The organism is Novosphingobium beihaiense (assembly GCF_022832375.1).
Classification (GTDB): Bacteria; Pseudomonadota; Alphaproteobacteria; order Sphingomonadales; family Sphingomonadaceae; genus Novosphingobium; species Novosphingobium beihaiensis.
The window spans coordinates 14,774-29,951 of sequence record NZ_JALHLG010000049.1 but is presented as its reverse complement, the minus strand read 5'-3'; the positions used below and the strand labels follow the sequence as shown (position 1 = coordinate 29,951).

The 15,178-nt window shown below is 63.9% G+C and carries 10 protein-coding genes; 4 read left to right on the top strand and 6 right to left on the bottom strand.

The features are described from left to right. Nucleotides 1-141: 141 nt before the first annotated feature. Genes MTR66_RS18860 through MTR66_RS18835 form a run of 6 tightly spaced genes read right to left on the bottom strand, consistent with a single transcriptional unit; the run spans nt 142 to nt 7,531 of the window. Complete coding sequence (locus MTR66_RS18860; RefSeq protein ID WP_243923840.1) at nt 142-942, bottom strand: transporter; 801 nt, start codon at nt 940-942, stop codon at nt 142-144. Nucleotides 943-955: 13 nt separating this feature from the next. Beyond that, nucleotides 956-1,927: a response regulator gene (locus MTR66_RS18855; protein ID WP_243923838.1), complete on the bottom strand. Its 972-nt coding sequence runs from the start codon at nt 1,925-1,927 to the stop codon at nt 956-958. Beyond that, the gene (locus tag MTR66_RS18850) at nt 1,924-3,408 is read right to left on the bottom strand and encodes a hypothetical protein (protein ID WP_243923836.1); all 1,485 of its coding nucleotides are present in this window, start codon (nt 3,406-3,408) and stop codon (nt 1,924-1,926) included. The genes MTR66_RS18855 and MTR66_RS18850 overlap by 4 nt, the downstream gene beginning before the upstream one ends. After that, nucleotides 3,405-5,294: a glycosyltransferase family 2 protein gene (locus MTR66_RS18845; protein ID WP_243923834.1), complete on the bottom strand. Its 1,890-nt coding sequence runs from the start codon at nt 5,292-5,294 to the stop codon at nt 3,405-3,407. Before MTR66_RS18845 ends, MTR66_RS18850 begins: the two co-directional genes overlap by 4 nt. A gap of 3 nt (nt 5,295-5,297) precedes the next feature. Then, entirely contained in the window at nt 5,298-7,196 is a 1,899-nt protein-coding gene (locus MTR66_RS18840) for a cellulose biosynthesis cyclic di-GMP-binding regulatory protein BcsB (RefSeq protein ID WP_243923833.1), read from the bottom strand. Then, nucleotides 7,193-7,531 carry an Hpt domain-containing protein gene (locus MTR66_RS18835; RefSeq protein ID WP_327194532.1) on the bottom strand — a complete coding sequence of 113 codons (339 nt, stop codon included), beginning with the start codon at nt 7,529-7,531 and terminating at the stop codon, nt 7,193-7,195. Before MTR66_RS18835 ends, MTR66_RS18840 begins: the two co-directional genes overlap by 4 nt. Nucleotides 7,532-8,087: 556 nt before the next feature. Here MTR66_RS18835 and MTR66_RS18830 point away from each other — a divergent pair. The 4 genes from MTR66_RS18830 to MTR66_RS18815 all read left to right on the top strand — a co-directional run bounded on the left by MTR66_RS18830 (nt 8,088) and on the right by MTR66_RS18815 (nt 15,160). Continuing rightward, nucleotides 8,088-10,292, top strand: coding sequence for a sensor histidine kinase (locus tag MTR66_RS18830; protein ID WP_243923827.1), 2,205 nt, complete (start codon nt 8,088-8,090; stop codon nt 10,290-10,292). Continuing rightward, nucleotides 10,289-10,672 (top strand): response regulator, encoded by a 384-nt coding sequence (locus MTR66_RS18825; RefSeq protein ID WP_243923825.1) that lies wholly within the window; start codon nt 10,289-10,291, stop codon nt 10,670-10,672. Before MTR66_RS18830 ends, MTR66_RS18825 begins: the two co-directional genes overlap by 4 nt. Before the next feature lie 187 nt (nt 10,673-10,859). Further along, a complete protein-coding gene (locus MTR66_RS18820) occupies nt 10,860-13,028 on the top strand; it encodes an ATP-binding protein (protein WP_243923823.1) in 2,169 nt (722 codons plus the stop codon). Next, a complete protein-coding gene (locus MTR66_RS18815) occupies nt 13,025-15,160 on the top strand; it encodes a response regulator (RefSeq protein WP_243923821.1) in 2,136 nt (711 codons plus the stop codon). The genes MTR66_RS18820 and MTR66_RS18815 overlap by 4 nt, the downstream gene beginning before the upstream one ends. The last annotated feature ends 18 nt before the right edge of the window (nt 15,161-15,178 follow it).

The following is a 15,178-nucleotide window of genomic DNA, read 5'->3' as shown; positions in this document are numbered from 1 at the left end:
CAACCGCCCTGCGGCGGGCCGATTTGGGCCCAGCGCGGCGTCGCTCATCGGTCACAATGCCTCAGCATTGCTCCCTCCTCGCTTCTTGCGCTGAGCCCAAATCGGCTCCGTCACGGCGATCCAGGTCGGTCGAAAAGGGCTCTAAAACCTGATCCAGACCCCGCCGAACGCACCGCGTTCGCGAAGGGCATTCTCACCGCCGAGCGTCGCCAGCCACCCCGCTTGCAGCGAGACTTGCGGCGCGATGTCCTTGACGATGCTGAGCTGGATATTGTGATAGCGGTAGCGGTCGAAGATGCCGCGCCCCGAACCATCGCTGAACGTGTTGAACGATTGCGCCATCAGGAGCAGGTCGGGCACCGGGCGGTAGCCCGCTGTCACGTCGGCATGGTATTCGTTGGGCGGCGCGCCATCCCGCAGCCGGTAGGCGCCTTGTACATCGACAAAGCCGCTGCCCCGGCCCACCGCAAAGCCGTATGTGCCGCGTAGCCGCAGATCGTATTCCATATTCGTGCTGCCCGCCTGCGCCAGCGAATCCCGCCGGGTATCGCCGGGAATGCGGGCCGTGCCTTGCGCGGACAGCGACCAGCCATTGCCCTGGACAAGCCGGTAGCGGGCGCCCAGCTCTGTGTAACCGAGCCCGCGGGTGTCGTTGCCGCTGCCTTCCACCGAGATGTCGCGCAGGCTGGGCGTGGCAACAAGCGTCAGCTTGTCGGTGACGTTGTATTCCGCCAGCAGATAGAGCTCCAGCTTCTGGTAGTCGGCGATGTCGATGGTCTTGCCGTTGCGGTCAAAGCCCTTGTCGCTGTTCGAATAATAGAACGTGGCGATTATCTGGCCGTGCCCTTTCCCGTCCGCGGGGATGGCCGCTTCCGGCAGATCCGTCTGCGCGAACGCGGGCGCGCCGGCGGCAAGGCCCAATGCCGCAATCGCGGCTGCCAAAAGGTGGCGCGGTTTACCCTTCTTCCACATACAAGCCTCTCGCTTTTTGTTCGTAAGTCATTCTGGCCAAAGTCTGGCCTGTCAGCGCTGCGAGCTGGTCGCCTTCTCCCCAGGCCGTCAGCGCGGACAGGGAAACCATGGCGCCTGCCAGGGCATTGCCATGCGGGAGGGCGGCTGCTTTCACGGTTTCCGTGATTGTTCCGGCACTTTCGCAGAGGGCCTCGTCCGAGTCCGCGCCCGGATCCACGATGATGAAGCTGCCGCCCCCGTAATAGAACGCTATTGCGGCCATTGGTGCCGGAGTGCGGGCCAGCATGGTCGCGACCGTCCGCAGCAGACGGCGTGTCTCTTCCGTGCCGCGAAAAGCCTCATAGCGTTCATATTCGTCGATCTGTATCAGAGCGAGGGCAGCGGGGCGGTTGGTTTCCCGGCAGTTGCGCAGGGACATTTCCACCATCATACCGCGCGCAAGATGCGTTACCGGGTCGACCATGGCATCGCCCAGCGCGCCCTTTTGCATGGCGGCGTTGCGCTGTGCCACTTCGGCCTCGCGCATCAGGCGGCGGTCCTGTTCCCTGCCGAAACGCAGCAGGGTGCGCACGCGGGCCAGCAGATCGATCTGAGTGACCGGCTTGGCGACGAAGTCGTTGGCGCCGGCGACAAAGGCCTGGTTGAGCGCCTGGATCTCCCGCGCGGCGGACAGCATCAGGATCGGCACATAACGCCCCGCTTCATGCAGCCGCAGGCGGGCGCAGGCTTCGATCCCGTCGACTTCGGGCATCATGATATCCATGATGATGAGATCGAACGGACCGGCGGCGTGTTCCTCTTGGCCCAGCCCGATCAGATCGAAAGCTTCGGCCGCCGAGCGGGCGAAACTGATTCGGGAAAAGCCGCCTTCCTCCAGAAAGGCTGCGGTGATGTCGGCGGAATCCTCGGAATCGTCCACGATGAGGATGCGCGCCGGAGAGGTTCCTGGTATCATTGGCGCTCTCCCTCGCTCGCCACGTATATGCGCCACCGGCCGCTGTCGAACAGGCGATGATATCCGGGATGGCCTTCGTCATAGAGGCGCGGGAAATTGCGTGCCACCCGGCCGCCGCCCAGCGCGGAATGCGGATTGCGCACCACGATCATGCGCGCATCGATGGTCTTGCTCAGCGCGGCGATCCGGAATTGCGTCGTATCGGCGCTCCATATGCCCTGTGCATTGCCGCGCAGGGCAATGACCGCGGGAGCGGCTTCGGCATCGAACAAGACAGAATCCTTGTGTTGTGTATGCGCAGCCAGGGCGTCCAGCTCCGGATCCGTTGAAGGGACGGGCGCCCCGGTAAGCGCCGCGCGCCAGCGCACCGTCTCGGAGGCCGGATCCGTGGCCGCGATGAGCCAGGAACCGATGAAGCCTGCCAGCAGCATGATGATCACGCCCGAGCGGTGCGGCCGGGGCTGGGGCCAGCGCGCGCTGGTGGCGGCGGCAAGCGGCAGGCCAAGGCTGGCTGCCGCGGCTATGGGGGGCAGCAGGCCGAACATATAGGCCAGAAACATGGTGCAGACGAGATGACCGATCAGGCCTGCCGCGGCGAGCCTGAGCGGCGGCAGGCGGGCGGTCAGCACGAACATCGATATCGCGATCGGGCTGACCGCGAATACGCCCATCGCGGCGATCAGCGGCGGGACAATCCCGCCGGGCATCTGGCCGGCATCGAAGAACAGCACGTTGCTCGAGCCGAGCCCGGCCGTCTCGCGGCTAAGGTGGCTGAGGAAGTAAAATCCGTCTCCGGCGAAGACCCAGTTCACGTAGATGAAGGATGCAAGGGCAAATATCAGCGGAAACAGCAGCACAAGGAGAACCGCGAGCGTGGCCGTCCTCAGCCGGTCGGGCGGCGCGGCAAGGGCCAGAAACGGCAACACGCCCAGCACGAGCATCAGGCCGAAAGGGTGGGAGAAGCCCGTGATCACCAGTCCTGTCGACACCAGAATGATGTCGTTGACGCGGTGCCCGCGCCGCAACTGGAACATGCCGAGCGCGAACAGCCAGAACCCGGCCAGCAGCATCATGAAGCCGGGCCCTTCGGCCACCGCGCGAAGGTAGAGCGGAGAGCCCGCCAGCAGCAGGACGGCAAGGATCGCGGGCCGGAGCGAGAACCCGCTCTCGCGCAGCGTTCTGTACCAGCCCCACACGAGCAGCGAGGCGATCAGCGCGCTGAGCAATTGCGGCGCGGCAAAGTCCAGGCCGGGAACCGCGCCATGGATCGCCAGCACCGTGGCATAGGGCAGCGGGGGAAACGCGGTCACGACTTTCTGGATCGAAAGCTCGCCGGAACTGGCCAGCAGCGTGCGTCCCCACAAGTCCATGTTGCTGGTCGAAACGTAGCCGCGGTTTGCCGCTTCCAGCAGTGCGGCCAGCAGCAGGGCCGTCAGCGCCGCGATCCAGACGGTCGGGATCAGGAACGCGGGCCTTTTCATGCCTGCGCCTGCTGTTCCCGCACCGCCTGCGCCACTTCCCCGGCGGTATGCCTGGAAAGCCCGTGGTGGGTCTTTTCCCAATAGAAGGGCCGGGTGACGAGCTGCCAGGCGCCTTTCCAGGCGGCAATCGACATCAGCACCCAGTACCAGATCACGGTCAGGCTGAAGGGCGTGAGTTCCAGCCAGTTGCGGCGGAACGGCGCCAGCATCATCAGGAACATGAACAGGCCGTTGCCCGCCAGCAGGTTGAACAGTGACAGATAGAGCAGGACTGGCGGAAAGAGATCGTTGAAGACCGTTGTGCGCGTCACCGCCCAGAGGCCGAAAATCCCCCAGAACAAGGGATTGAGCAGGCCGGAGAGCATCGTGCCGCCGATGAAGAAGACAAATCCCAGAACGCCGAGCGCGCCGGTCGAGCGCCAAAGATGGATCGGGCGGCGGCTATGGACCAGGAAGGTCTGCATATAGCCCTTGATCCACCGCGAGCGCTGCCGGACCCAGTTCGATTGCGAGACGTTGGCTTCCTCGAACGTGGTCGAGGCGACCAGGCGCACGCCATAGCCCTTCTGGGTCATGCGGATGCCGAGGTCCGCGTCTTCGGTCACGTTGAAGGGATCCCAGGCGCGCAGTTCGCGCAGCACGTCGATCCGGAAGTGGTTGGAGGTTCCGCCCAGCGGGATCGGCACGCCGAGCTTTTCCAGCCCCGGCAGCATGAGATCGAACCACAGCGCGTAATCCAGCGTGAACAGGCGCGTGAGCCAGTTTTCATCGCGGTTGTAATAGTTCAGCCGGCATTGGACGCAGCCGACTTTATCGCCGCCCTGCTGAAAGGCGACGACCACTTTCTTGAGTTGATCGGGCTCGGGCTTGTCCTCGGCGTCGAAAATGACGAGGTACTCGCCGCGGGCGAACTTGAGCGCGTAATTGCAGGCCTTGGGCTTGGTCTGCGGCTGCGAGGGGGGCACCCGGATAATCTCGAAGATCCCCTCCAGCCCGAGCGCGACGGCGGCATCGATGGTTTCGTCGTCGCCTTCCTCCAGAACGATCTTGATGTCGAGTTTGGAGGTCGGATAGTCGAGCTTGCGCAAGGCGTTCGCCAGGATCGGCAGCACATCGGGCTCGCGGAACATGGGGACCAGTACGGTGTAGATCGGCAGATCCTCGTCGCGCAGCATGCGCACGGCGGATTCGATTTCGCGGTTACGGATGTGCTGATGGGTGCCGCCGGCCCAGATCAGGATGCCCTTGAAAACGAAGTTGCCCAGATAGAATATGGACATCAGCACATTGAGCGCGATCAGGGTGAAAACCGGCCACAAGGCGAGCCCGGCAGCGGCTGCGGTGATGCCGCCCCAGCCCACGAACAGTTGCCCGGGGGTGAAGACCGTTTGCGCGGACATCACCGGGTCTTGCTCGGCCAGATCGAAAACGGCCGCATGCGTGAAATGTTCGGAGAAGACCTTCTGGATCGCCGTCTGGATGTCCCGTTTCGAGGTGACGACCATCTCTGCCGAAGGGCCCCAGTTCTCGCGCACGAAGACGATGGCTTCCGGGCCGGGCCGGGCCGTGGCCACGACCATGCGCCCGTTGCGCTCCCGCCAGGGGACTGTCAATTCGCGCATGTAGTCGGCCACGAGATCGGGCGAAAGCAGGGCGGGATCGAGCGGCTGATCGCCCAGCCGCACGAAGTCCATGCCGAAGCGCGAGGCCAGCGTCGTGTAATAGACGTCCGCGTCGATCCAGCTGCGCGCCAGCAGGACATCGGGCAGCGTCGAGCCCCAGTCGCCGACCAGATCGCTCGCTTCATTCAATTGTTTGAGCGAGATAAGGCCTTGTTCGGCAAGAAAATCGCCGGTCCAGCTATCGCTCGCGGTCAATTGAAACACGGTCTATCCTGCGGAAGAGCGGGCGCTGTAGATGCGCCTTAGCAGATAGATGAAGCCCGCGCTCACCAGCAGCCAGCCCAGGCCAATCAGCCAGAGGCGGTAACGGTGAAGCCATTGCGCCAGATTGGTCTGGTCCGGGTAGCGGATTTCGACCAGTTCGTCGCGTAGGGTCGAAAACGCAAGGTCGATGCCCCTGGTGTCGAGAAAGGCGACATTGCCGCGCGCCAGCCCCGCCGCGCTTCCCGCGTCTGCCAGAGCGGCAAAACCGCTGCCCGGCCTGACCCACAGGGCAGGCCGCCCGCCGGTCTCGACCAGCTGGGCCACGGTAAGGCTGCCGATGGCATCGCTGCTGATCAAAGTGCGGCCGCCTTCCGCGGCGATCCGCACGCGCCCCTGATCGAAACGCACCAGAGGCGTGGCGCCCGGCGGCGGCATTTTCGAAAGGAACACGAACGGGCCTTTTTCCGGTATCTTGCCGTAGGATACCGAAATCGGCGTGGCCTTGCCCAGCAGCGTGGAGAGCAGCGGCTGGAGCGCGGGGATCTGCTGCGGGCCGGGCACCACGACGGTTACGCCGCCCGCAAAGGCCGGGGCCAGATCGTGAAAGTCCGCCGGTTCGGGGGCATCTGCCAGAAGGGCCCGGCTCGATGGCAGCACTTGCGCCGGATAGCCCTGCGGCGCGTAAGCGCAGTCTCCGGCGCGAACCTGGCGGGTTACGGCGATTTCGACAGTGTTGCGCGCCGTTGCCAGCCCTTCGGGAAGGTTCACATCCAGATGCGTGGTACCGTCGCGCACGCCGCGGGTGCTGCCCAGCAGCAATCCGTCCATCGTGGCGCTGACGATGGCGGGCGTATCGCTTCCGTCATCGGCAACGGCCAGATCGATGGCCAGCCCGGCGTAGCGCCGCCCCGCGGGCAGGGCGGTAGCGGGCAGCGAAACCGTCCAGGTGGCGCGATCGGAGAACGTCTGGATGGGCAGATCCGCGCCCAAGCCGGTCAAGGTCAGCATGCTTGCGGGCGTGTTTGCCGCCTGGCGCAGGCCCTTGCCGATATCCGGCGTGGCGGCCAGCGCTTTCCAGCGGCTGGCGAAGAGCCGAGCCGCAGCGGCCGGGTCCGTGCCACCGATGCGAATGCCGGGAACGGTGCCATTGGCGGCGACCGCGAGGGAAGGGGCCTTCGCGCCGCCAAGGCCGATCCAGCCTTGCGTCCAGTTGCCGATGGGCTGAGCGGAGGCGGGCGGCGGGGTGATCGTGAAGCCGGTGCCGGCGGCCAGCGTCAAAGCGGCGGCGGCCTGATTTTCCGAAGCCTGATCGGGCAGGTGAATCGCCCCGGTTCGCGGCATGATCGCGGCCACTTTGGCAACCGTTGCCAGCGCGCCGGGCTTCAGCCCGGCGATGAGCGTGCCTTCGGGGGCGAACGAGAGATAGGCGCCCGAAATGCGCTGATCGACGCAGCGGTCTTCGGTGATCGCGCCGCCATAGCGCAGCCGCAGCGCCAGATATCCGTTGCGGATCATGCCGGGGGCGACGGGAATGTCGATCACGCCGTTCTGGCGGTCCCCGGAAAGCGCAATCGAAAGCTGCGGCTGGCCGTTGATTTCGATGTCCAGACTTCTGCGGCTTTCGAACGCCGAGCCGGAGCGGTAGGGCAACTGCAGCCGCAGCCCTTCGACGTCTTCCGCGCGGGGCAGCGGAAAGAAGATATCCCGGCTGCCGCTCAGCCCCGGCATCTCTATGCCATCGGTAAAGCCCAGTTCTGTCAGACTAATCCGGCGCGTGACAACCTGCGGCGCGGCCGCCGGAACAGTGGCGGTTTGCGCCGGGGCATTCGTCGCGGGCGCGGCGGCGGTCAGGATCGTTCCTGCCGCCGCAGACAGCGGCATCAGCCGCCAGCGAGACGTCATGCATCGTCTCCAAGCGGGGGCAGCTTGCGCAGTTCCTGTATGCCGGCCTGCAGCGCCTCCACGCTTGCGCCGCTGTCTTCGGCCGTGGCGTTGCGCAAGGTTCGCGCGATATCCTCAGCCCGCCGCGCCGCGTCTCCCAGAGGCGCGAAGCCCAGCGTGGAGGCGACGCCCACGATATCATGCAGGGCTCTTTCGATCGTTGCGACATCGTCTGCCTGCACATTTCCCGTCAAAGCCGACGCCGCTTCTTCCATGAGCGAAATCTTCGAAGGCAATCGCGCGGCGAACCGCTCTGCAACGCGGGTGAGTGAAGATGGTATAGTCGGAGTATTCACAATCTCACCTCTCCAAGCCAATGCGGGGCCTGTTCTTCCAATATATCAATTTTCGTTTCGTTGCAGCGAAGGTGGTGAAGATTTTGTTCACAGGATCATGAGGATAAATAAGGGCGTTATATATCTTTTACTTTTTTGTTCCGAGGTTTTGCCCGGTCCAGCCGTTGCCTGCAGAATCGCACTTCGATATTTGTGAGAGTCTGTTTGAAAATGCCCGTTCGGGCATTTTCGGTGTGGGCTGGTGCCGCGAAATTCGCTTCCGGCGAATTTCCAAACGGACTCCGGGTTCGGCAAGAGGCAGCCTTTGTGGCTTGCGCAGGCCAAACTCTTGTGTGGACGCGTTACTTGCTATTTAACCATATCTTAAACGCAGGTGCGATAATAAAGGCTTCTGTGCCGGAAAAACCGGTCTATTGGGTGAGGTCTGGGCAGAGCCGGTAAGTGTGGGGCTATGGCGAAATTTCTTCCGTTCGCATGGCATTTGCTGTTTCCGCAAGATTTACGCGGCAAGATTCTGGTTCTTTCTGTTTGTCTTTCGTTCGTTACTGCAACGATCATGGGCGTGGCGGCGTCCATGCGGGCCCGGGATCTCGTCCAGCAATTCGCCGAAGACAATGTGGCGCATGAGGCGCGGCTGATCGCGCAGCAGGTCAAAGGCACCTATTCGGCCCTGCGCAACGATACTCTCGTCCTTTCCCGAACGCCCTCGATCCAGGGCATCATGCGAAGTGACCGGGGCAATGGGGTAGACCCCGCCGATGGGGCCACCACGAAACAGTGGCGCTCGCGGCTGGAAACGACTTTCGCGGCGCTCCTTAAAGAGCGGCCGGGCTATACCCAGATCAGGTTCATCGGCGTTGCCGACGGCGGGCGCGAACTGGTGCGGGTCAACCGGACGGCAGACCGGATCGTTCCGGTTCCTGAAGGCGGGCTCCAGCGAAAAGGACAGGAGCCGTACTTCCAGCGGGCGCTGGCTCTGAAACCGGGCGCGATCTACCTTTCCGATGTGACTTACAACCGGGAATTCGGCAAGGTGGATGCCGAACGCATCCCTACGATCCGCGCTGTCGTTCCGGTATTCGATCAGAATGGCTCGCTTTTCGGGGTGGTCGCCATTAATGCAAATTATGAAAAGCTGCTGGGCGATTATTTCGATGACTATGAAATAAAGCGCGATGTTATAATCAGCAATAGCGAGGGAGACTATGTCGTCCACGGATCCGGCAAGGGGATTTCCGGGCTCCACCTCAATAGTGATGCGGATTACGATCCACCCGCCTTTCTGAAGGAGCATCACAGTGTGGCGCGGGCCGAATGGGCCTCGGTCGGTGCGGCGGCCTTGACGTATTCGGTGCGCGTGCCGATTTCGCAAGGCGCAGGCGGGCGGTATGTCGTCGTCAGCGTCAGCGTGCCGCGCGATGCCGTCTACGCTCCCGCGCAAAGGACGCTGCGCGAAGGTCTGACGCTGACCGTGCTTATCATCGTTCTGGCCGTGCTGGCCACGATGTACCTGGCGAGCCGGATGACCGCGCCGCTCAGCGCCATGACCCGCAAGATCGAAAACTCGGTGAAAGAAGGTGCCGAGCCCGATCTGCCGGTGGAGCGCAAGGATGAGGCGGGCAAGCTGGCAAGGGCGTTTTCGAAGCTCGTCCATGCCCGCAATGAATACGGGGCGCGGATGAGGGCCATTATCGACAATGCCGCGGACGGAATTGTCTCGTTCGATGGCCATGGCACTGTGCTGACCTTCAATCCGGCTTCGGAAAGGCTGTTCGGCTATGCTTCGCGCGAAGCCGTCGGTCAGAATGTCTCCGTGCTGATCCCCCATATCGATGCCGGTGCCTATGGGGGGACTGCTGCGCCCCCGGGGCAGAATGCCGCTGCCGGGAAGAGCCGCGAGATGGACGCCCGGCGCAAGGACGGCTCGCTGTTTCCCGTGGAAGTCTCTGTCAGCCGGGTCGGCCCCGATGCCGGCCAGCCGATGTATATTGGCATCATTCGCGATATCACCGAACGGCGGCAGATCGAAATCATGCAGAACGAATTCGTCTCCACGGTCAATCACGAGTTGCGCACGCCGCTGACATCGATCCGGGCGTCGCTGGGCATGTTGCAGCACCGCATATCGGGCAAAGTCGACGAGAAATCGCAAAGGCTGATCGACCTGTCCCTGGGAGGAGCCGAGCGTCTGTCCTGGCTGGTTGACGATATTCTGGACCTGGAGAAAATCGCCGCGGGCAAGATGGATTTGACTTTCGAGGACGCTGATATCGCCGAGCTTACCGCGGCGGTTGTCGATCATCACCGCAGCCTTGCCGAAGCTCATCAGGTTCATTTCGATGTGCACATCGGCCTGGACCGGCCCTACTTCTGCAGGCTCGATACGTCGCGTTACAGTCAGGCCCTTGCCAATCTGCTTGCCAATGCGGCAAAGTTCTCGCCTGCCGGGGGAAGGGTCCTTGTCGATCTGGCCATGAGCGGTACCGATAAGGTCGCCGTGTCGGTGATCGACAAGGGGGTAGGAATTCCCGCCTCCTTCCACAGCAAGGTCTTTCAGCGCTTTGCACAGGCGGACAGTTCGTCGCGAAGATCGGCGGGAGGCTCGGGTCTGGGGCTGAATATCTCCCAATCGATCATTGCAGCTTTTGACGGCACGATCCATTTTGACAGCACGGAAGGGGAAGGCAGCACTTTCATTATCACACTGCCTATCGTCTCCTCACTTGCGCAACCGGAAAGCGATCCATGCAAAGCGGTTTGAATCAGATACTTTATGTCGAGGATGATCCTATCATCGCGGAACTTGCGGTGATGGCGATGGTGGATATCGGCGGCCTTTCCGTCCGGCATTGCGAGTCCGGGTACGAGGCTCTGGAGACAGTCGGGCGCCTCAAGCCCGATCTGGTGCTGCTTGATATGATGATGCCGGGAATGGACGGTCTGGAAACCTTGAGGCATCTGCGCGAATTGCCCGAAGGCGCGAGCCTTCCCGTGGTATTCATGAGCGCGCGGGTTCAGGCGCACGAACAGCAGGCCTACCGCGAAGCCGGTGCCAGCGACGTTATTCCTAAGCCGTTCGATCCCATGACGCTGTCCAGCAGGCTTCGGGACATCTGGGACTCGCTGCAGCAAAGGGTGTGATACCCGGGCGGGTCAGGATGGCGCCGGTCTGCCCTGTCCCTTGAACGAGAGATTTCCTCAAGAATCGAGGTTCCGGGCGGGCCTGATCGTGGAATGATCTTGTGTGCGAGGCGGCGCTTTTACAATAATCTGTTGGCATGTAATCTATGGTCATGCATGTTTTGCTGAATATTGATGCTGGCGATACATGATACTGGGCGGTTTCGATAAGGCAGCGCTTGTTGTTCTAGATGGGGACGGCAGGGTCCGGCAATGGAGCGAGGATGCCGCCGCGCTGACCGGGGCGGGAAGAGGCGCGGCCCTGAATGCCGTTCTGGCAGACCTGATCCCGAGCGCTACAGAGGCGGACGATCCCTTGCGCGAACTGGCCCGGTGCACCCGCTCCGGCCCCTGTTCGGATAGCCGGATGCGGACCGGGGCGCATGGCAAGCAGCTGGCGGTCGCGCTGGAAATCTGCGCTTTTGGCGGGGACGATGGGGGCGGGGGGGACGCGCCGCGATTTGCCGTCATGTTGCAGCACGCCGATCAGGCGCATGACAGGATCCTGCGGGAAAGATTGCAGGATCTGGCCGAGCAAACCGCCCTGATCGGCCATTGGCGGCTCGACGTTGCGACGCACCGGATGCACTGGTCGGACGGGGTTTTCCGGATTCACGGCCTGCCCATCGGTTCGGGAGTGGTGTTCGAAAAGGCCCTTGCCTTCCTTGTTCCCGAAGACCGGGCGCGGGTGGAAGAGGCGCTGGACGATGCCATCCGCAACAAGCGGGATTACGCTTTCCGCGCGACCATCCGCCGCCCCGACGGTGTCTTTCGCACGGTGGACGTGAAGGGCCGCCCGGAACTCGGCGAGCACGGCGAGGCGGTTGCCCTGTTCGGGGTGATACGGGACGTGACGGCCGAGACCGAAGCCAGCCGCAGCCTGATCAAGGCCCGCGACGATGCGACCGCTGCCGCCGAAGCCCACATGATGCTGCTCGCCACCATGAGCCACGAAATCCGCACCCCGTTGACCGGCATTATCGGAATGCTGGAAATGCTGCGGGAGGAAGCCGACAGCGAACGCAGGCAGCGGGCGCTGGCCTCGGTGGAGGGGGCCTCCCGAACCCTGCTGACCGTGCTCAACGATGTGCTCGATCACACCAAGATCGAAAGCGGCGAACTGACGCTGGAACATATTCCCTTCGATCTTGCCGAAGTGGCCGCTTCGGCAGCGGACTTGTTCCATCCCAGCGCGGACGAGAAACGGCTCGCTCTCGAATGCCAGGTGGCAGGGGGCATGCCGGTCCTGGGCGATCCCGTGCGGGTGCAGCAGATCCTGTCCAACTTCCTCAGCAATGCCATCAAGTTCACGCAGGCCGGGCGGGTTCAGGTGGACATCCGCGATGAAGGTGCGGCGGGCTTTCTCATCCAGGTGACGGACACCGGGACCGGCATTGCCCGGGAGAAGCTGAAAGAGCTGTTCACCCCGTTCCGGCAGGCGGATGCGTCGATCACGCGCGAATTCGGCGGATCGGGGCTGGGGCTGGCGATCTGCAAGCGCCTTGCCGAAGCCATGGGCGGCACGATCGGCGCGGACAGCCAGCCCGGCGCGGGAAGTACGTTCTGGGTGCGGCTGCCGCTCGAACGCACCGCGCCCGGACGCAAGCCGCCCGAAGCGGCGGCAGAAGCGCAGACGGGGTTGGCATCGGCGGGGTTGGCGTTGGCGGGCGGGGAAACGCCTGCCGTTCTCGTGGCGGACGATGTGGAGACGAACAGGCTGGTGGCCGAAGCCCATCTCCAGGCGCTCGGGGTGGAGGTCTGTACCGTGGCCAATGGCTTCGAAGGGGTGCAGCGGTTCTGCGAAGGCGGTATCGACGCCATCCTGATGGACGGTTCCATGCCGCTGTTGAACGGGATCGAGGCGGCGGAACTGATCCGGATGCTGCCCCCGCCCTGGTGCGGCGTTCCCATCATCGGCTGCACGGCCTATTCCCTGTCGCAAAGCCATGAAAACATGGAGGCGGCCGGTATGGATACCGTGATCGAGAAACCGTTCGGACGTGCCGCCGCGCTCGCCGCGCTGGCGCCTTTGCTGGAAGGGCGGGCCAAGCTGCCTCCCATGCGGGCGGTCACGGGCGATGCGGCGCTGGACCGGCAAGTGGCGCAGGCTGCCCGGGCATTTCGCGAAGGGCAGGACGATCTGGCCCGCGAGGCGCTGGCCCGGCTGTGCGAAGCCGCGGCGCAGGAGCCGGACGAAGGATTGGCCCGCTGCTGTCGTTTCGCGCTGCGATTGGCCGATAAGCTGGACGCCGGAAATGGCGCTTGGCTGGCGGATTTTCTGCTGGGCCTGAGCGGTCAGGAGCACGGCGTCTCGTGAGCCGGAGCGGCGGGCCTTCTCTGCCGGACGATCCGGCCCTTCTCAAGCGGCGGCTGCTGCGTGAGCAGGCCGCGCGCGAGGAGGCCGAGGCGGTGCTGGAGCGGCGGAGCCGCGAACTGGTCTCGGCGAACGAGAAACTCTCCGCCCGCGAAGCCGAGCTGCAAAAACGCCTGGAGGAAGGGAACCGCCACCTGCTGCGGGCGCAGCGGACGGCAAAGATCGCAACGCTGCACCAGGATCTTTCGGGCCAAACGTACATTTCGCCCGAATTCGCCCGCCTGCTGGGCTTCGATCCCGGCACGCGGCTTACCGAGGAAAGCATTCATGCCTGCGTGCATCCGCTGGACCGGCAGCGGATGATGCAATACCGGCAGTCCTTCTTTCAGGACAGCCCGTCCGGCACCGATCTTTCTTACGAGCATCGCATATTGCGCCGGGACGGCACGGTCCGCTGGCTGCGCTGGACGCTTCAGCGCGAGGATGACGCCGAAGGGCATTTCCGCTCCCTGTTCGGAACCGTGCAGGACATTACCGAACAGCGCGCTTCGGAAAGGCGGGTCAAGGCGCTGCAACTGATCGCCGACCGGCGCGTCCGGCAATTGACCCGGCTCAGCCGCGAACTGGCCGCCAGCCAGGCCGAGGCGGAGCAGGCTCACCGGACCAAGAGCCGGTTTCTGGCCTTGATGAGCCACGATATCCGCACCCCGCTCAACGGCATTTTGGGCATGTTCGATCTGTTGACGCAAAGCGGTTTGACCGCGGAGCAGCGCGAGCAACTGTCCGCCGCGCGCGAAGCCGCGAAGCAGCTTCACCAGCAGCTCGATACGATGATCGCGACGGCCCGGGCGGCAGGCGGGGGACTGCCGTTCACGCCCGAATTCGTGCCGGTGCGCCGCACGCTGGAAAGCCTGGTGCAGTTCTGGCGGCTGGGCAGTCCTGAGACCGGCGAGCGGCTGCAATTGCATATGGCGGCGGACGTGCCGGACGGGATCTGGACAGACCCGGTGCGGCTGCGCCAGCTGATCGATGCGTTCATCGAGCGCTGCGCCAGCCAGCCCGGAGCGGTGAGCATCCGCCTGCTGCGCGATGCCGGCGCCTTGGTCATCCGTGTCGAGGCTTTGGAGACAAGGGCCATAGATGACGATGACAATCTGCTGCTTCAGCGCCTGTCGGACTCCATAGAAGCTGAGCTTTTCGTATGGCCTGCGGCCTTCGAACTGCATCTGGATGCGGTAGAAGAAACCGCGCCGGAATCCGAAAGGCCGGACGATGCGTCGCGCGAAGACATGCGCTTGCAGATCGCCGGGCGGCGCCCGCGCATACTCGTCGTCGATGACGTGGAGATAAACCGTCTGGTGCTGGAAGGTATGCTGAAAACCTTCGGCTGCGACTATGGCGCCGCGACGGACGGCGATGAGGCGGTTCCGATGGCCCTTTCGGGGGATTTCGATGCGGTGCTCATGGATATCCGCATGCCGCGCATGTCGGGGATAGAGGCCACCCGGGAAATCCGCGCGCGCGCCAGCGAGCGCTTGACGGGGCTTCCGGTGATCGCGGTGACGGCGCATATCGACAGGGACGAGCTGCGCGAATTGCTGGCCTACGGCTTGACCGCCGCGCTTTCCAAGCCGGTCGACCGGCGCCAGCTGTTCGAGACTCTGCGCGGCTTGATGGGGTCGGCCGATCCGGCGCCGGAGACCGGCCATACGCAGCCCCCGGGGCTGGCGAAACAAACTGGGCTGGCGAATCAAACTGGGCTGGCGGGACAAGCTGGACCGGTGGGCGAGGCGGTCATCGATCCGAAGACCTTTGCCGCCATCTTCCTGCCGTTGCCGGTTCCCCGGCGCCAGATGCTGCTGGCCGCGGCCATTTCCGATCTGGAGCAGCTTGGCGCCGAGCTGGAACAGGCGGTGAGCAAGGGGGACCGGGAGCGGGCCGAACATGTATCGCACAGCCTTAAAGGCGTGGCGGGCAATATGGGGGCGAACGGCCTGTTCGAGGCGATCGTGGCGTTTCGCGAGACCGCGCCGGGCGGCATGGCGGGCCTGCTGCCGCAACTGAAAGAAAAGCTCGCGGCCGTGATCGAACGGAGCCGCGAGCTTTTCGAGGAGCTGGGACTGGGCCGGGCATAGCCCGGGCCTGCCCGTCTA